Annotated in this window: 17 protein-coding genes and 1 tRNA gene; 7 read left to right on the top strand and 11 right to left on the bottom strand. The window is 71.2% G+C overall.

The genetic code is table 11. The features are described 5' to 3' along the window. Positions 1 to 34 precede the first annotated feature (34 nt). Positions 35 to 697: an HAD family hydrolase gene (locus B0B15_RS12910; protein ID WP_076676721.1), complete on the top strand. Its 663-nt coding sequence runs from the start codon at positions 35 to 37 to the stop codon at positions 695 to 697. A gap of 43 nt (positions 698 to 740) precedes the next feature. Here the strand turns inward: B0B15_RS12910 and B0B15_RS12915 are convergent, their stop codons facing one another. After that, positions 741 to 1418 carry a helix-turn-helix transcriptional regulator gene (locus B0B15_RS12915; protein ID WP_176776659.1) on the bottom strand — a complete coding sequence of 226 codons (678 nt, stop codon included), beginning with the start codon at positions 1416 to 1418 and terminating at the stop codon, positions 741 to 743. Positions 1419 to 1605: 187 nt separating this feature from the next. Between B0B15_RS12915 and B0B15_RS12920 the strand changes: the two genes are divergently transcribed. The 5 genes from B0B15_RS12920 (at position 1606) to B0B15_RS12940 (ending at position 5834) form a co-directional block, all read left to right on the top strand. Continuing rightward, positions 1606 to 2568 carry an ABC transporter substrate-binding protein gene (locus B0B15_RS12920; RefSeq protein ID WP_076676723.1) on the top strand — a complete coding sequence of 321 codons (963 nt, stop codon included), beginning with the start codon at positions 1606 to 1608 and terminating at the stop codon, positions 2566 to 2568. A 110-nt stretch (positions 2569 to 2678) separates the two neighbouring features. Then, positions 2679 to 3545 carry an amino acid ABC transporter permease gene (locus B0B15_RS12925; protein WP_218123589.1) on the top strand — a complete coding sequence of 289 codons (867 nt, stop codon included), beginning with the start codon at positions 2679 to 2681 and terminating at the stop codon, positions 3543 to 3545. Then, positions 3542 to 4324 (top strand): amino acid ABC transporter ATP-binding protein, encoded by a 783-nt coding sequence (locus B0B15_RS12930; protein ID WP_076676726.1) that lies wholly within the window; start codon positions 3542 to 3544, stop codon positions 4322 to 4324. Before B0B15_RS12925 ends, B0B15_RS12930 begins: the two co-directional genes overlap by 4 nt. Beyond that, positions 4321 to 5445, top strand: coding sequence for an aminotransferase class V-fold PLP-dependent enzyme (locus B0B15_RS12935; RefSeq protein WP_076676728.1), 1125 nt, complete (start codon positions 4321 to 4323; stop codon positions 5443 to 5445). Before B0B15_RS12930 ends, B0B15_RS12935 begins: the two co-directional genes overlap by 4 nt. Then, positions 5442 to 5834 (top strand): RidA family protein, encoded by a 393-nt coding sequence (locus tag B0B15_RS12940; protein ID WP_076676730.1) that lies wholly within the window; start codon positions 5442 to 5444, stop codon positions 5832 to 5834. Before B0B15_RS12935 ends, B0B15_RS12940 begins: the two co-directional genes overlap by 4 nt. Before the next feature lie 12 nt (positions 5835 to 5846). On the opposite strand, the gene B0B15_RS12945 is transcribed toward B0B15_RS12940, so the two are convergent. The 8 genes from B0B15_RS12945 to B0B15_RS12980 form a co-directional block, all read right to left on the bottom strand. Then, entirely contained in the window at positions 5847 to 7157 is a 1311-nt protein-coding gene (locus tag B0B15_RS12945) for an AMP-binding protein (protein WP_076676732.1), read from the bottom strand. Further along, a complete protein-coding gene (gene paaI, locus B0B15_RS12950) occupies positions 7154 to 7657 on the bottom strand; it encodes a hydroxyphenylacetyl-CoA thioesterase PaaI (RefSeq protein WP_306169557.1) in 504 nt (167 codons plus the stop codon). Before paaI ends, B0B15_RS12945 begins: the two co-directional genes overlap by 4 nt. An 11-nt stretch (positions 7658 to 7668) precedes the next feature. After that, the gene (gene paaZ, locus B0B15_RS12955) at positions 7669 to 9723 is read right to left on the bottom strand and encodes a phenylacetic acid degradation bifunctional protein PaaZ (protein WP_076676734.1); all 2055 of its coding nucleotides are present in this window, start codon (positions 9721 to 9723) and stop codon (positions 7669 to 7671) included. Beyond that, complete coding sequence (locus tag B0B15_RS12960) at positions 9720 to 10619, bottom strand: 3-hydroxyacyl-CoA dehydrogenase family protein (protein ID WP_083709029.1); 900 nt, start codon at positions 10617 to 10619, stop codon at positions 9720 to 9722. Before B0B15_RS12960 ends, paaZ begins: the two co-directional genes overlap by 4 nt. Beyond that, positions 10616 to 11494 carry an enoyl-CoA hydratase/isomerase family protein gene (locus tag B0B15_RS12965; protein ID WP_083709030.1) on the bottom strand — a complete coding sequence of 293 codons (879 nt, stop codon included), beginning with the start codon at positions 11492 to 11494 and terminating at the stop codon, positions 10616 to 10618. The genes B0B15_RS12960 and B0B15_RS12965 overlap by 4 nt, the downstream gene beginning before the upstream one ends. Next, entirely contained in the window at positions 11487 to 12677 is a 1191-nt protein-coding gene (locus tag B0B15_RS12970) for a thiolase family protein (RefSeq protein WP_076676738.1), read from the bottom strand. Before B0B15_RS12970 ends, B0B15_RS12965 begins: the two co-directional genes overlap by 8 nt. 236 nt (positions 12678 to 12913) lie before the next feature. Continuing rightward, positions 12914 to 12986 (bottom strand) — tRNA-Arg (locus B0B15_RS12975). A gap of 178 nt (positions 12987 to 13164) precedes the next feature. Continuing rightward, entirely contained in the window at positions 13165 to 13926 is a 762-nt protein-coding gene (locus B0B15_RS12980) for an NRDE family protein (RefSeq protein WP_083709031.1), read from the bottom strand. A gap of 178 nt (positions 13927 to 14104) precedes the next feature. On the opposite strand from B0B15_RS12980, the gene coaBC reads away from it, so the two are divergent. Beyond that, a complete protein-coding gene (gene coaBC, locus B0B15_RS12985) occupies positions 14105 to 15316 on the top strand; it encodes a bifunctional phosphopantothenoylcysteine decarboxylase/phosphopantothenate--cysteine ligase CoaBC (protein ID WP_076676740.1) in 1212 nt (403 codons plus the stop codon). Positions 15317 to 15353: 37 nt separating this feature from the next. On the opposite strand, the gene B0B15_RS12990 is transcribed toward coaBC, so the two are convergent. Further along, a complete protein-coding gene (locus B0B15_RS12990) occupies positions 15354 to 16019 on the bottom strand; it encodes a peroxiredoxin-like family protein (RefSeq protein ID WP_076676742.1) in 666 nt (221 codons plus the stop codon). Between the two features lie 192 nt (positions 16020 to 16211). Then, entirely contained in the window at positions 16212 to 17417 is a 1206-nt protein-coding gene (locus tag B0B15_RS12995) for a DUF2510 domain-containing protein (protein WP_076676744.1), read from the bottom strand. Positions 17418 to 17438 lie beyond the last annotated feature (21 nt).

Below are 17438 nucleotides of genomic sequence, written 5' to 3' on the forward strand. Positions count from 1 at the left end.
ACCGACACCCGACCTCGACCGGAAGACGGACCCCATGGCAGACACCGCGATCTTCGACGTCGACGGCACGCTCGTCGACACCAATTACCAGCACGCCCTCTCCTGGTACCGGTCGTTCCGGCGCTTCGACATCGTGCTGCCGATCTGGCGCATCCACCGGGCGATCGGCATGGGCGGTGACCAGCTCGTGCCCACCCTCGCCGGAGACGAGGTCGAACGAGCGCACGGAGAGGCGCTGCGCGCGGCGTGGACCGAGGAGTTCGAGCACCTCATCGACGAGGTGCGCCCCTTCGACGGCGCGCACGACCTGCTCCGCGCGGTGAAGGACCGCGGGTTCTCGGTCGTCCTGGCGAGCTCCGGCAAGAGCGACCACGTCGAGCGCTTCCTCGACCTCGTCGATGCGCGCGACATCGCCGACGCCTGGACCAGCTCCGACGACGTCACGAACAGCAAGCCCGCCCCCGACCTCGTCCAGACGGCTTTGAAGCGCTCCCCCGGATCGTCCGGGATCATGATCGGAGACTCCCCCTGGGATGCCGTCGCCGCAGGCGAGGCCGACATCGCCACGGTCGCGGTGCGCACGGGCGGCTTCTCGGTCGACGAACTGCGGGACGCGGGCGCGATCGCCGTGTTCGACAGCCTGCGCGATCTCATCGACGGTCTGGACGGCACGCCGCTGGCGCGGGTCGGCGCCTGAACCGCGACCGCGCCGCCCGGGGCCGACCCGTCGCGAGACGCCCTCAGACCCGCGCTCGCCGCACCTGGGAGAGATACCGGTAGACCGTCGGCTCCGACACCTGGAGGGCGCTCGCCACCTGTGCCACAGCGCCCTTCAGCAAGAAGACGCCCGCTCGCTCCAGGTCGCCGACCGTCGCGGTCTTCTCCTGCACACTCATGCGATGGGGCTCGACACCTCGAGCGGAGACGATGCGGTCAATGCCGTCCAGAGCCAGTTCGTCGACGCTCGCGCTCAGTCGTTCCGCGACGGGGGCGGCGGCGCCGGCACCCAGGTCCACCGCCGCTTTCGGCACGCCGGTCGTCGCCGTGATGGCCTCGAGAAGATCGCGCGCGCGGCGTAGCGGCTCGTCGTCGACATTGACGCAGAGCATGCCGACGACGGCGCCCGCCCGGTCGCGGATGAAGAACGTGGAGGAGCGGAAGGCGCCGCCCGTCCGCGAGACGGCCAGGTAGTTGGCAAGGAAGTCACGATCGTCGTGCTCATGGTTCTGCAGCACCTTGAGCACGAGATCCGTCGCCGGGCCGCCGACGGAACGGCCACTCACGTGGCCGTTGGTAAGGGCCACGATGGAGCGGCTCACATCGCTCGTGTCGTGCAGCACCACCTCGGTACGGGGCCCGAGCAGCTCCGCAAGGAAGTCCATCATCGGCAGATACGGCGCGAATTCCGGCCGCAGCACTCGCCTCTCATCGACGACCGTCCGACTCATCATCGATCTCCTCCCACGCCGCGCCTTCAGCCTCGACGTGATGGTCAATTTAGATTGCCCGCACGTAACAATTCTGCTTCATCTCGATAATATTCTCTTATCATTGACCCGAAGTCGATAGCTTCCGATGACAACGACGTTTGGAAAGGCCCCCCACATGACCCGTCACGCCCGCACCCTCACGGCCATCGGCGCTCTCGCCGCAAGCGCCGTCCTGACCCTCTCGCTCTCCGCCTGCGGCGGCCCGAGCGCACCCCAGCCCGGTGATGCGCAGACCGACGGCGCCGGATCGTCGATCCCCGACACGTCCGCGCTGCTCGACGGCGTCAGCGCCGATGACGCGCTCGTCGCGATGGTCCCGAGCACCATCGGCGGCGCCGGGAAGCTCGTCGTCGGCTCGAACGTGCAGTCTCCCCCGAACAACTTCTACGCAGCAGACGGTTCCACTGTCGTCGGGTCGGACCACGACCTCATCACCGCCATCGCCAAGAAGCTCGGCCTCGACGTGCAGTACGAGAACCAGGACTTCGGTTCGCTCATCACGAGCCTGCAATCGGGACGCGTCGACGTCACCATCGCCGCGATGAACGACACCGCCGAGCGGCAGCAGGCCATCGACTTCGTCGATTACCTGACGTCCGGCATCACGATCATGGTGCAGAAGGACAACCCCGCCGGAATCACCGGACCCGACACGCTCTGCGGTCACTCCGTGGCCGTCGTCACAGGCACGAGCCAGCAGGAGTTCGCCGAGTCCACCAGCGCCGAGTGCACCGCCGACGGCAAGGAGGCGGTGGAGGTCGTCGTCACCGACAGCGACAGCCAGAACCAGACCCAGCTGCGCACGGGACGGATCGACGCGATCGTCAACGACCTCCCCAGCGCTGTCTACATCTCGCAGACCACCCAGAACGGGAACGCGTTCGAGGTGGTGCCGGGTGACGTCATCGACGGGGCCCCCTACGGCATCGGCGTCAAGAAGGACAACGCCGGTCTGCGCGATGCGATGGCCCAGGCGCTGGACGCGCTCATCGACGACGGCACCTACGCCGAGATCCTCGACTCCTGGGGAATCTCCTCCGGCGCCGTGACCGAGGCCGTCGTCAACGGGGGCAAGTGACGGTGTCGATCTCCACATCCCGGTTGGGCGACGGACGCGGTCCGTCGCCCGCCGCGGCCGGGGAACGGCCTCTCCTCCCCCAGGTCCGACTGAAGCACTGGGGACGGTGGGTGAGCGGAGTCGTCATCGTGCTCCTGCTGGTCGCCCTCATCGCCGCCGCCGCCCAGGGCGACATCTCCTACGGCGACATCCCCTACTACCTGATCTCGCCGATCATCCTTCAGGGTCTCGTCGGCACCATCGTGCTCGCGGTCGTCGCACAGCTGAGCGCGATCGTCATCGGTGTCGTCATCGCTCTCATGCGCATCTCGAAGAACCCCGTCGCCCAGGCTTTCGCCGCCGGGTACACGTGGTTGTTCCGCGGGTTGCCGGTACTGCTTCAGATCCTCCTCTGGTACAACCTCGCGCTGATCTTCCCCCGCCTGCAGATCGGCATCCCGTTCACCGACGTGCTCTTCGTCGACGTCAGCACGAATGCCGTCATGACCACCTTCATCGCGGCGTTCCTGGGCCTCGCCCTCAACGAGAGCGCGTACATGGCGGAGATCGTGCGCGCGGGCCTGAAGAGCGTGGACCGCGGCCAGATCGAAGCCGCGCAGTCCATCGGACAGACCCCCATGCAGCGCATGGCGCGCATCGTGCTCCCCCAGGCGATGCGCATCATCATCCCCCCGACCGGCAACGACTTCATCAACATGCTCAAGGGCACGGCGATGGCATCCGTGATCGGGTACGTCGAGCTGATCCGTGCGGCCAACAACATCTCGTCGTTCAACCTGCAGGTCATGGAGACGCTCATCGCCGCGGCCATCTGGTACATGGTGATCGTCAGTGTCGCCAGCGTCGGGCAGTACTACCTCGAGCGCGCCTTCGACCGCCAGGATCGCCGGCCCGGCGGTCCGCGCAACGCACGCACCCTCCGCCGGAAGATCGTCGGCGATCTCGGCCGTCCCCCGCTGATGAGGAGCGAGAAATGACCGTCACCCCCGACGCCGCAGCTGTTCTCGAAGCGGTGCGCATCACGAAGTCCTACGGACACAACGTGGTGCTGAGCGATGTGTCGCTCACCGTCCGCAGTGGCGAGGTCGTCTGCATCATCGGCCCGTCCGGCGCCGGGAAGTCCACGTTCCTGCGCACGCTGAACCGTCTCGAGGAGCCCGACAGCGGGGAGGTCTGGGTGGGCGGCGAGCCCATGGGCTACGAGCTCCGCGACGGCAAGCTGCACGAGTTGACGGAGCGCCGCCTCTCGGCGCAGCGCGCGAAGACGGCGATGGTCTTCCAGCACTTCAATCTGTTCCCGCATCTCACGGTGCTCGGCAACGTGATGGAGGGTCCGACGCGTGTGCAGCGTCGACCGGCCAAAGAGGTGCGGGCGGAGGCCGTGGCGATCCTCGAACGGGTCGGCCTGGGCGAGCGGATCGACGCGTATCCGAGCCAGCTGTCGGGCGGCCAGCGGCAACGCGTCGCGATCGCCCGCGCGGTGGCCATGAAACCGCTGTTCCTGTTGTTCGACGAGCCGACCTCGGCACTGGACCCGGAGCTCGTCGGGGAGGTCCTGACGGTGATGGGCGACCTGGCTCGGGAGGGCATGACGATGCTCGTCGTCACGCATGAGATGGCGTTCGCCCGCGAGGTCGCGGACCGCGTGGTGTTCATGGCCGATGCCGGCATCGTGGAGGAAGGGCCGGTGGAGCAGGTGCTCGGCGCCCCTCGCGAGGCACGGACGCGGCAGTTCCTGCAGCGGGTGCTGGCGTGAGCTCGACGGCGCTGGAGAGATACCTCGCAGCGTTCCGCGAACCGAGCGGTTATCTCAATTTCGCCAGCTACGGTCCGCCGTCGCAGGCCGTGGTCGATACGATCGGCGGGCTCGCCCAGGCGGCTGCGAACGGCGAGGACTCCGCGCTGCTGCATGCGGAGGACCGGCGCGCCCTCGCCGCGGCCTCCCGATTGAGCGGCTTCGCCCCGGATGCCGTGACCCTGACCAGCAGCACCTCCCTGGGGCTGTTCCAGATCGCCTTCGGACTGCCGCCGGGTGAGGTTCTCGTCAGCGCGGCGGAGTTCCCCTCCAACCTGTACGCGTGGTGGCGATCGGAGGGGGCGGGCCTCACCCGGGTGCGGACCCTGACTCCCGTCGCCGGAGCACCCCTCGCCCCGGTCACCGCTTCGCGCGTCGCGGAGGCCCTCACGGCCGAGACCGTGGCCGTTGCCGTCAGCGCCGTCGACTTCCGCACCGGAGCGCGCGCGGACCTCGCCGCCCTGCGCGACGCCGTTGGCGACCGGCTGCTCATCGTCGACGGCATCCAGGGGTTCGGCGTCATCGACGCCGATTGGACCCTCGCGGATGCGCTGGTCGTCGGCGGACAGAAGTGGCTCCGCGCCGGATGGGGCACCGGCTTCCTGGCGCTGTCCCCGCGGGCGCTGGAGCGCCTCCGCCCCCTCCTCGGCGGCTGGACCGGCGTCGAGGAAGCGGGGCTGTACGACGGGCGTCCGCACCCGGCCCTTCCCGGAGCGCAACGCCTGTCGATCACCAACGCCTCCCCGTTCAGCTCAGGCGCCCTCGCGACCGCTCTCGAGCTGCTGGAGAGCATCGGCGTAGCGACCGTCGGCCGACGCATCGCCGACCGGACCGCTCAACTGATGACCGCGCTGACGGATGCCGGTTTCCCCGTGCTCTCGCCACAGGAGGACGCTGCGCGTGCCGGCATCGTCGTGGCACACGTCGCCGACAACCCGGCCACGACGACCGTCGCGCGTCTCGCCGCGCGCGGTGTGACGGCCACCGCGCACGGTTCCGACCGTGTGCGCTTCAGCGTGCACGCCACCACCTCCTCGTCCGCGGTCGACGCCGCCGTCGACGCCCTGAAGGGAATCTCATGACCATCATCTCCACCGTGACCTCTTCCGAAGCCCCCGCCGCCATCGGCGCGTACTCTCAGGCGGTCCGCACGGGAGAGCTCGTCTTCGTCTCGGGACAGCTCCCCCTCGACCCCGCCACGGGAGAACTCGTCGGCGCCGATGTGCGCGCACAGGCCGCGCAGTCCCTGAGCAACGGCGCCGCCATCCTCGCCGCCGCCGGCTCGAGCATGGACCGCGTGGTCAAGACCACGATCCTGCTGACCGACATCGCCGACTTCGCCGCGGTGAATGAGGTCTACGGCGAGCGCTTCACCGGCGCGGTGCTGCCCGCTCGTGCGGCCTACCAGGTCGCCGCCCTTCCTCGCGGCGCGAACGTCGAGATCGAATTCGTCGCCGTCTGCGGGGACTGAGGGCCCCGCGGATCAGCGCAGGTCGTAGACCCGCTTGTACTTGCCCTCGCTGCGCGGCAAGGCGCCGGGCTCCTCGACGCGGACGTCGACCGTCGTTCCGATGAGCACCTTGATCCGCTGCTGCAGCACGACCCCGGCCGCCTCGCACACCTCGCGCTCGAGGGTGGGGTGCCGTTCAATGCGGACGGTCATGGCATCCATCCGCCCCTCCCGCCGCAGCTCGAGCACGAAGTGCGGGGTGAGGGTTTCGATGCCCATCACGATCTCCTCGATCTGGGTCGGGAAGAGGTTCACCCCGCGCAGGATGATCATGTCGTCGTTGCGGCCGGTGATCTTCTCGATGCGCCGCATGGCCGGGAACGCTGTTCCGGGACGCAGGCGGGTGAGGTCACGGGTGCGGTAGCGGATGACCGGGAACGCCTCCTTGGTGAGGGAGGTGAAGACCAGCTCGCCCAGCTCTCCGTCGGCGACGGGCTCGCCGCTCTCTCCGTCGATCGTCTCGGGCAGGAAGTGGTCCTCCCACACGTGCGGGCCGTCCTTCGTGAGGGCGCTCTCGGATGCCACGCCCGGGCCCATCACCTCGCTCAGGCCGTAGATGTCGACGGCGACGAGGTCGAGGCGGCGCTCGATCTCGCGGCGCATCTCGTTCGTCCAGGGCTCCGCCCCGAGCACGGCGATCCGCAGCGACGTGGACCGCGGGTCGACACCCGCTGCCTCCAGTGCATCGGCGATCGTCAGGAGATAGCTGGGCGTGCAGAGGATGGCATCCGGTTCGAAGTCCTGGATGAGCTGCGCCTGCCGCGCGGTCTGTCCACCCGACATCGGGATGACGGTCGCGCCGAGGCGTTCGATACCCGCGTGCGCGCCGAGGCCGCCGGTGAACAGGCCGTAGCCATAGGCGTTGTGCACGCGATCGCCCGCCCGGATGCCGGCGGCGCTCAGCGATCGGGCGACGAGGTCGGCCCAGCGGTCGAGGTCGCCCGCGGTGTAGCCGACGACGGTGGGGCGCCCGGTGGTTCCCGACGAGGCGTGGACGCGGCGGACGTCGGACATCGGCACGGCGAACATGCCGAAGGGGTAGGTCTCGCGCAGGTCGGCCTTCGTGGTGAAGGGCAGCAGGCGGATGTCGTCGAGCGAGCGGATGTCATCCGGGCTGACGCCGGCCTCGTCGAATTTCCGGCGGTACAGCGCGACGTTGTCGTACGCGTGGCGCACCGTCCACCGGAGGCGTTCGAGCTGCAGCGCGCGCAGGGCCTCGAGCGGGATGCCGGTGGGATCGACGGATGCCAGGGAGTCGGGGCGCGATGCGGTGGTCAGGGTCATCGGGACACCTCCGTGGTGCGGAGCGCGTCGTCGCGCTCGGTGTTGTTCGCGGGTGGGGTGGCTTCGACGGGCTCAGCCACCGGCGAGGCGGAGGTCTCCGAGCCCGTCGTAGGGACCGGGGCCGGCGGCCGCCGATCGGTCGTGATGCTGCGGCCGCGCACCTCGGCGACCAGGTCGCCCGTCTCGTCCGTCACGCGGATGTCGTAGAGGCCGGTCCGGCCGCTGCGGGCGCGCCGCTCGGCGGTCGCGGTGAGCGTCTGCCCGGCGGTGGTGGACTTCAGGAACGTGATGTCGGCGCCCCCGGCGACCGTCACCCGCTCGTCCTCGTTGCACGCGATCGCGAAGGCGGTGTCGGCGAGCGTGAAGACGAGCCCGCCGTGGGTGATGGCGAAGCCGTTGAGCATGTCGTCGCGCACGGTCATCGACACGCGCGACGCCCCCGGCGCGTCGTGCTCGACGACCATGCCGAGCATCGCCGACGCCCGATCGTTCCGCATCATCGGCCGCAGACTCATGCCGGCACCGCCACGGGAGCGGGCGCCCACGTCTTCGCCACGAGCGTCAGCACGTCGTACTGCGCCACGACCTCGTCATCCTGGTTGCGGATGACGGCGTCCCACCGCACCTCCCCGTATTCGTCGGTCTCGCGCGGGGTGATCTGCTTCGCCGTGAGAGCGACGCGAATGCGGTCACCGGGTGAGACCGGGGTGACGAAGCGCAGGTTCTCGAGCCCTGAGTTCGCGAGCACCGGCCCCGGCGCCGGATCCACGAACAACCCCGCCGCCCACGACACGAGCAGGTACCCGTGCGCCACGCGCCCCGGGAAGAAGGGGTTCGCCGCGGCGGACTCCTCGTCCATGTGCGCGTAGAACGTGTCGCCGGTGAACCTCGCGAACACCTCGATGTCATCGAGGGTGACCTCGCGCTCGGCGGACTCCACGGCATCCCCGATCCGAAGGTCGGCGAGGGGCTTGCGGAAGGGATGGATGCCGACGGTGTCGGTCTCGGCCCCCGGATGCCACACCCCGGTGAGCGCGGTGAGCATACGCGGCGAGCCCTGGATCGCGGTGCGCTGCATGTAATGGAGCACGGAGCGGATGCCGCCGAGCTCCTCGCCGCCGCCGGCGCGGCCGGGGCCGCCGTGCACGAGGTGAGGGACGGGAGCGCCGTGGCCCGTCGAGGTGCGGGCGTCGTCGCGGTCGAGGAACAGCACGCGGCCGTTCATCGCGCCCATGCGGGTGAGCAGCTCGGTCGCGACGTCGGGGTCGTGGGTGGCGACGCTCGTGACGAGCGAGCCTCCGCCGCGCGCCACGATGGTCGCCGCCTCGGCCACGTCGGAGTATTCGACGATGCTCGCGACGGGTCCGAAGGCCTCGATGTCGTTGACGGCCGGGGTCGTGGCATCCGCGAAGGCGAGCAGCATCGGCTGCAGGAACGCGCCGTCGGCGGGAGCCCCCTCCGGGGCGTCGGCCGAGCCCACGACGAAGCGGCCCCCGGCTTCCTCGAGCGCGCGCACCTGCCGCAGCACCTCGTCGCGCTGTTCGAGCGAGACGACCGGTCCCATCGTCACGCCCTCGGCGCGCGGGTTACCGATGACGACGCGCTCGGCGATCTTCGCGCGCAGCGCCTCGGCCACGGCATCCGTCATGCCCGCCGGCACGATCGCGCGGCGGATGGCGGTGCACTTCTGCCCCGCCTTCGTGGTGAGTTCGACGAGGAGCTGCTTCACGTACGCGTCGAACTCGGGGGTGCCGGGCGCCGCGTCCGGGCCCAGGATCGAGGCGTTGATCGAGTCGGTCTCGCTCGTGAACCGCACGCCGGGCTTCGCCTGGGCGCGCAGGCGCTCGGCGGTCGAGGCGCTGCCGGTGAAGCCGACGGTGTCGCCCAGGTCGAGCAGGTCGAACAGGCCTGGAACGCTGCCGCTGACCAGCTGCAGCGACCCCTCGGGCAGCAGGCCGGTCTCGACGACCATGCGCACCCACGCCTCGGCGACGTAGGCCGTCGGGGTCGCGGGCTTCACGATCGTGGGGAGCCCGGCGAGGAAGGCGGGCGCGAACTTCTCGAGCGCGCCCCACATCGGGAAGTTGAAGGCGTTGATCTGCACCGCGACACCCGGCAGGCGCGTGTAGACGTGCCGACCGAGGAACGAGCCGTCCTTCGACAGCGGCTCGATCGGTCCATCGAGCACGACCTTCCCCGCCGGGAGCTCGCGCCGCGCCTTCGACGAGAAGGTGAAGAGCACGCCGATGCCGCCGTCGACGTCACTGAGCGAGTCGCGCCGGGTCGAGCCCGAGCGCTCCGAGAGGGCGTAAAGCTCCTCGCGGCGCCCGTTCAGGGCGATCGCGAGGTTCTTCAGCACCATCGCGCGCTGGTGGAAGGTGAGTTCGCCGATGCTCCTCTGACCGGTCGTCCGTGCGTATTCCACGGCGCCCGTGAGATCGAGGCCCTTCGTGCTGATGCGCACGATCTCCTCCCCCGTCGAGGCGTCGCGTACGACCGCGGCGTCGGAATCGTCGGCGGGCGTCCACCACGCGCCGTTCACGTAGCTGGGGAGAAACGTCATCATTCGCTCCATTCGTAGAATCCGCGGCCGGTCTTGCGCCCCAGGTGCCCCTGGGCGACGAGCTCTCGCAGCAGCGCGGGCGGGGTGAAGCGCGCGCCGAACGCACGCTCGAGTTCTTCGGCGATCCCGAGGCGCACGTCGAGCCCGACGATGTCGGTCGTGCGGAGGGGGCCCATCGGATGCCGGTACCCCAGCTCCATCGCCGTGTCAATGTCGTGCGCACTCGCCACTCCGTCCTCGAGCATGCGAATGGCTTCGAGCCCCAGTGCGACCCCGAGGCGGCTGGATGCGAAACCGGGCGCATCGCGCACGACGACGGCGGTCTTGCCGATGGCCTCGACCCACGCCGTCGCGTGCTCGATCACCCGCGGATCGGTCCGTGCGCCCGTGACCACCTCGACCAGCGCCGAGGCCGGCACGGGGTTGAAGAAGTGCAGACCCAGGAACCGCTCGGGACGCGACAGTGACACGGCGAGCGCGTCAATGGAGATGGAGGAGGTGTTGGATGCCACGACCGCGGTGTCGTCGACGGCGCTCTCGATCCGGGTGAGGGCGTCGAGCTTGAGGGCGCGGTCCTCGGGCACGGCCTCGATCACGAGGCCTGCGTCGGCGAACGCGGCGGTGTCGGTGCCGATGGCGAAGGTGTCGGCATCCGGAACGTGGCGGCCCCTCGCGGCCGACCGCTCGAGGGCCGTCTCGACCCGCTCGCGCGCGGCATCAGCCGCCTCGACATCGCGCTCGACCACGTGCACATGCGCGCCGGCGAGCAGGAAGGCGTGCGCGATGCCCGCTCCCATGCGGCCTCCCCCGAGGACGCCGACGCGCGCCGGGAGGGGGCTCGGGATCCTGGCATCCGCACGTGTCGACGAGGTGGGGGCCGCCGTGTCGGGAATCGTCACTTCTTCTTCCTCTCCAGGAACGCGGTCATGCGGGCGCACTTGTCGGCGCTGTCGAAGAGCTCGGCCTGCAGTTCACCGTCGATCGCCGGGTGCTCGGCGCGCGGGGCGAGCAGCGCACGCTTGGTCAGGATGGTGGCGCGTGCGGAGTTCGCCGCGATCCGGTCGGCGATCGCGTGCGCCGCGTCCAGCAGCGCGTCGGGATCGTGGATGCTCGACAGCAGCCCCCACGCGAGGGCCTCGTCGGCGTCGATCACCCGCGCCGTCAGGAGCAGCTCGCTCGCGCGGGCGTGACCGACGATCTCGGGCAGCCGCCACGACGCTCCGGCCGCGGCGATGATGCCGAGCCCCGGCTCGGGGTTGCCGAAGCGCACGCGCGGGGTGCCGATGCGGATGTCGGCCGCGTACGCCAGCTCGGCGCCCCCGCCCAGCGCGAAACCGTCGACAGCGGCGATCACGGGCAGAGGCAGATGCCGAAGGCGATCGAAGACGGTGGCGTTGATTCCGCGGCGGGCGTCGTCTCCCGTGCGTTCCCGCAGCTGGGCGATGTCGGCCCCCGCGGCAAAGATCCCGCCCGCGCCGGTGAGGATGAGCATGCGGGGATTCACTTCGAGCGCGGCGCACAGGGCGTGCAGCTCGTCGACCATCCGCTGGTCGATCGCGTTGCGCACGTCGGGGCGGTCGAGGGTGGCGACGACGCGGTCGTCGCGCGCGTCGATGCGGAGGCGAGGCGTTTCGGCGGATGCCGCCGGATGCGCGGTCGCGTCGGGCACATCCTCAGCGATCCGCGTATTCTCAGCCGCCTCCACGGCCGACGTGGCTGAGGTTGTGCGAATTGCGGAGTTTGCGCCGACCGGCCGGCGCGAGCCGTCAACCATCGACCCGCTCCACGATCATCGCGGTGCCCTGGCCGACGCCCACGCACATGGTCGCCAGGCCATACCGCGCGCCCTCGCGCTCCATCCGCCCGAGCAGCGTCACGATCAGCCGCGAGCCGCTCGAGCCCAGCGGGTGCCCGAGCGCGATCGCGCCGCCGTCGGCGTTGACGATCTCGGGGTCGAGTCCGAGGCGCCGCACGCACGCGAGCGACTGCGAGGCGAAGGCCTCGTTGAGTTCGACCGCGCCCAGATCGGATGCCGACAGCCCGGCCTTGGCGAGCGCCTTCTCCGTCGCCGGGACGGGCCCGAGCCCCATGATCTCGGGCGCGAGGGCCGCCGAGGCGTGGGCGACGATCCGCGCACGCGGGCGCAATCCGTGCCGCTCGACCGCGTCGGCGCTCGCGACGAGCAGGGCCGATGCCCCGTCGTTGAGCGAGCTGGCGTTCCCGGCCGTCACGACCTCCCCGCCCTTCACAACCGGGCGGAGGGCCGCGAGCGCTTCGAGGGAGGTGTCGCGGCGCGGCCCTTCGTCGGCGTCGACCGTGCCCCGGCCCGTCTCGACGGCGACGATCTCGTCGCGGAAGCGTCCGGCATCCTGTGCCCGGACCGCCCGCTCGTGGCTGCGCAGCGCGAAGGCGTCGGCATCCGCCCGCGAGATCCCGTCGAGGCGGGCGACCTCCTCGGCCGTCTCCGGCATGGAGAACGTGGCTTTGTCGCGCGCGGCGAGACGCGGGTTGGTGAAGCGCCAGCCGATCGAGGTGTCGAACGCGGCGCCGGGCTTCGCCCACGCGCGCTCGGGCTTGGCCTGTACCCAGGGCGCGCGCGTCATCGACTCCACGCCCCCGGCCACGACGGCGTCGGCGTCGCCGGCGCGCACGGCCTGCGCGGCGAGCGCGATCGCGCTCATGCCCGAGGCGCACAGGCGGTTGACGGTGAGTCCGGGGATGTCGTCCGGGAGCCCCGCGAGCAGCACGGCCATGCGGGCGACGTTGCGGTTGTCCTCGCCGGCCTGGTTCGCAGCCCCGAGGATCACCTCGTCGATCGCCTCGGCGGGTAGCCCCGCGCGGGTCACGGCCTCGCCGACCACGAGGGCCGCGAGATCGTCGGGACGAACGGATGCCAGCGAGCCGCCGTACCGCCCGACCGGGGTGCGCGCACCGCCGATAAGAAACGCCTGCGACATCGCCATCCTCTCCCCCGCCGACTCTGGCGGGGTCGCGTCCACCTCAGCTGCGAGGTTTTCCGACCGATCGTTCAGTAATCATGCCACGGGGACGCCCGGGGGGCAACGGCGCAGACGTCACACGATCGGGCGAGACGACACGTTCGTCCCGCTCGCGACGCGCGGTCTCGCGCGGAACGAGTGATCCCGCGCTACGGGGTGGACGTCGAAGCGAGCGACAGACGGTCGCGGTGAGGTGCCCCCGACAGGATTCGAACCTGCGACGCCCGCGTTAGGAGTGCGGCGCTCTATCCCCTGAGCTACGGAGGCGGGATCGTCCAAGCCTACTGTGCGGTGTCAGCGCGGGTCGCGGCCCGCGGCGTCCCGGCAGCGCGGTGGGTTTGCGCACCGGTCGCGGCGGCGTCGGACTCGGCAGCTGCGGCGGCGTGCTTCGCGCCGGCGGGCACGGCCCTGCACATCACGGCGGCGGCGGCCGCGGCGGCGGGCGTCACGCCGGCGGCTGCGTCGTCACGGCACCGGAGGCAGCGGCTGCGTGCGCGACCCGCAGTCCCGCGACGATCCCGTCGTCCCATCGTCCGGGTTCGCGCAGCGTCGCCTCGCGCACGTCGACGCCGTCCGGGCCGATGCTCGCCGCGCAGACGAGCAGCGACTCCAGCACGTGGCCGTCGTGCTCGTCGCGGCGCAGCACCGAAGCGGACGGATCCTCCGTGGCCCGCTCGACGACGTCGAGCCACGGCATCCACCACTCGGATCCGGGCGCGATGCCCGCCGCCCGGAACGACTCGAGCCACCGGGCGATCCGCGGTGTGCCGGGATCGTCGGCCGCGTGGTGCGCGACCATGTGCGTCCCGGGGGTCAGGCGCGTGCGGCGAGAGACGAGGCCGTCCCATTCCACGAGGTGGGCGCCGTCGGCATCCACCTCGACGAGGTTGAAGCCGCGCGTCGCCGGATGGTCCGGGATGCCGTCCCCCACCGCATCGAGGGGGATGCTGCCGCGACTGACCACCTCGTCGTCGCCGCGGTCGGAGAGGTCTTCGCGATTGAGCAGCACCGCAAGGCGCGCGGCCCCGGGATCGACGGCGAGCCACGCACCGCCCGCACGGTCGTCGCGGACGCCGGCCACCCCGTCGCGCTCCGGCCACCAGGGGCCGAGGCCCCGCCACGGGCGGTCGCGGTCCTCGTCCCGGACGGCGAGCAGCCGCACGGGCTCGCCGGGGTTGCGGGGGACGTCGATCACGACCGTGCACATTCCTCCCACGCTACCTGCGCGCGGGGTGCCTCGCTCCTCGCGGCCTGCCCCGGCATCCGGGCCTCACCGGATCCCGTGTCCGCGGAGCGTGTCGTTCCTCCGCCGCGGGCCGGATGCCACGGCCCCGCCCGTGACGCGCTCTCCCCCGCCGACCGATCCGACCTGGAAGACTGGGGCGATGTTCGTCGTGGTGGGAGTGACCGGGGGCATCGCCGCCTACAAGAGCGTGAGTCTCGTGCGCCTGCTGGTGAAGGCCGGGCACGACGTGCACGTGGTGCCGACCGACGACGCGCTGCGCTTCGTGGGCCTGCCCACGTGGGAGGCTCTGAGTCGCAACCCGGTGACGACGTCGGTGCACGACGACGTGGCCAAGGTCCGCCACGTCGCGCTCGGGCAGTCGGCCGATCTCGTGATCGTCGCCCCGGCCACGGCGAATACCCTCGCCGCGATGACCGCCGGTCTCGCCTCCGACCTGCTCGGCACGACGCTTCTCGCCACGACGGCCCCGGTGGTGGTCGCCCCCGCGATGCACACCGAGATGTGGCGGCATCCGGCCACCGTGCACAACATGGAGGTGCTCCGCGCGCGAGGCGTGCACGTCGTGGGTCCAGCCGACGGCGTGCTCACCGGGGGCGATTCGGGACCCGGCCGCATGTCGGAGCCCGAGGAGATCGCCGCGGCCGCCCTCGCCCTGGTCGAACGTCCGCGCGACCTCGACGGCGTCTCGATCGTCGTCAGCGCCGGCGGCACGCGCGAGCCGATCGACCCCGTGCGTTACCTCGGCAATCGCTCGAGCGGCCGACAGGGCGTCGCGATCGCGCGTGCGGCCGCCGATCGTGGCGCTCGCGTGACCCTCGTCGCCGCGCACCTCGACGCCGACGTCCGGCCCGACCCGCGCGTCGAGGTGATCGCGGTGGGCACCGCCGACGAACTCGGCACGGCGATGGATGCCACAGCCGACGACGCCGACGTGATCGTCATGGCCGCGGCGGTCGCCGATTACGCCGTGGCGGCGGTGTCGGAACACAAGCTGCGCAAGCAGGACTCCCCCGGCGGACTGACCCTGCAGCTGACCGAGAACCGCGACATCGTGTCGGCACTGGTCGCGGCGCGCCGCGACGGCCAGACGATCGTGGCGTTCGCCGCCGAGACGGTGGAGAGCGACGAGGAGCTCCTCCAACGCGCCCGCGCGAAGGCCGCCCGCAAGGGCGTGGACCTTCTCGCCGCCAATGCCGTGGGGTGGACGCGCGGCTTCGAGGCGGCCGATAACGCCCTCACGATCGTCGACCGCGACGGACGCGTCGTGGCGACGGCATCCGGGTCGAAGGACGACACCGCCCACGCCCTGCTCGACGCGATCGCGGCGATACGGGCAGCGTCGCGGGGCTGACGGACCCCGCCCGGCGCCCGGGCGAGGTCCGCCCCGGTCAGTGCTCGTCGAGGCGGTCGAGCGCGGCGATGATCTCGCCGACCTCGGTGCGCGTCGTGTAGTCGACGTGCACGTCGGCGAAGCGGATCGTGCCGTCGGCGTCGATGACGTACACGGACGGGAACGGGATGCGGGCGGTCTCGTCGGCGTTGCTGTCGGCGACGTCGAAGCCGAGCTCGGTGTGGGCCGCCCGGGCCGCGGTGCTCGGCTCGGTGACGATGCCGAACCCCTCGGCGAGGGCGTTCGCCGGGTCGGAGAGCACGGTGAAGGCGAGCGAGCCGTTCGTCACGCTCTGCGTCGACGCCTCGGGAGTCTGCGGTGAGACGGCGATGAGCTGGGCACCCCGGTCCTGGAGTGCGGGCAGGAGGTTCTCCTGATACGCCCGCAGGGTGATGTTGCAGTAGGGGCACCAGGCTCCGCGGTAGAAGACGACGACCGAAACCGCTTCCCCGCGCGCGGCGATGAAGGTGGTCGGGGCGGCCTCGGCCGTGAGGAGCTCGGCGTCCGGCGCGTGGTCGCCGACGCCGAGCGCGCCCGTGGGCGCTCCCGCGTCGCGGAGGTCGGACTGCTCCTCGGCGAACACGGATGCGAGGCGGTCGCCGATCTGCGACTCGAATTCGCCGTTGAAGTCGTCGACCTGCTGAGCGATGGACGGTGTGGACATGCGAGGCCTCCCCGGCTGATCGGCGTCCGGCGCCGGTCCGAGGAGCGTATGTCGGTGGGAGGGGGCGGGATCCGGGTTCGTCATCCGGCGAAGCACGACGTCATTCAGGGTCATACACGCGGGAGGGGTACGGCCCAGCTGCGTGCCGAGGCGCGTGGGTGAGAACGCGCTCGCCCCCACCCACGCGCGGGGTCAGTAACCGTAGTACTGCAGCTCCTCGATCAGCGGAATGATCTGCACGACCAGGTAGATGCCCCAGACGATGATCGCGATGAACGACACGACGTTGACCGCGATGGCCGTCCACATCGGTGCCAGGCCGCCGCGCGCACGCTTGCGCACCACGACGGCACGGCCGATCACGTAGACGAGCGCGCTGCCGATGACGAGGACGAAGAAGCTCCACGCCCAGTGGAACGGGCGGTCGATTCCGCGCGCACGCAGCTGGCGCCAGTCGAGGTAGGCGAAGAGCACGGTGACGGCGTAGAGCACGACGCTCGCGAGGGTGACGACCGCCGACACGATCGTCTCGGTCGCCGAGGAGCCGCCGCCGTAGACCTGCGCGTAGACGGACTCCTGGATGTATGTCGACCAGTCGAACAGGAAGAGCGCGAGCACCCCGACAAGCGGCAGGAACGCCAACAGCCACACCCAGACGGTGTTGGTCGCCACGTCGGTGCGCGGGGTCGCATCGGGCACGGGAGCCGCGGATCCCGGATAGGCGGGAGCATCGCCGTAGCCGGACGGACCGCCGCCGTACGGGGCGGCCGGTGCAGCGCCGGGGTTCGATGCGGACGAGTACGCCGGAGCCCCTGCCGGCGGGGCGGGCACGACGGGCGGGGCGGGGGCGATGGGCGGGGCGGGATCGGCGGGCGGCACGTTCGAGGCGGTGGGAACGGCGCCGGCCGCGGTGGCGGCGCCGGCCGCGGCAGGAGCGGCGTTCGTGTGCGCGGGGGTGTCAGGCGCTGCCGGCGCGTCCTCCGGAACGGAAGGCGAGTCCGCGGGAGCGGGCGCGTCCTCCGGAGCGGAAGGCGAGTCCGCGGGAGCGGGCGCATCCGCGTGAACCGACGCATCCGCGGAAGCGGGCGCATCCGCGAGAGCGGGCGCATCCACGGAAGCGGGCGCATCCACGTGAGCGGGCGCATCCACGTGAGCCGGCGCATCCACGGAAGCCGGCGCATCCACGGAATCCGATGCATCCGTCTGAGAGGCCGTCACGTCGTCGCGAGCCGCCGACGTGGCGGTCGCATCCACCGGGGCGTCCTCGTGCGGAACCGGCGTCGATCCGTCGACCGCGCGCACCTCGTCGGTCCAGCCCGCGCCGTTCCAGCGGCGCACTCCGCCGCCTCCCGCGGGGTCGGGATACCAGCCGTCGGGCGGTGTGGGCGTGTCGGTCATGGTCGTTTCCCCTGTCTGGTG

Origin of the sequence: Microbacterium sp. RU1D (assembly GCF_900156435.1) — a bacterium.
Lineage (GTDB): Bacteria > Actinomycetota > Actinomycetes > Actinomycetales > Microbacteriaceae > Microbacterium.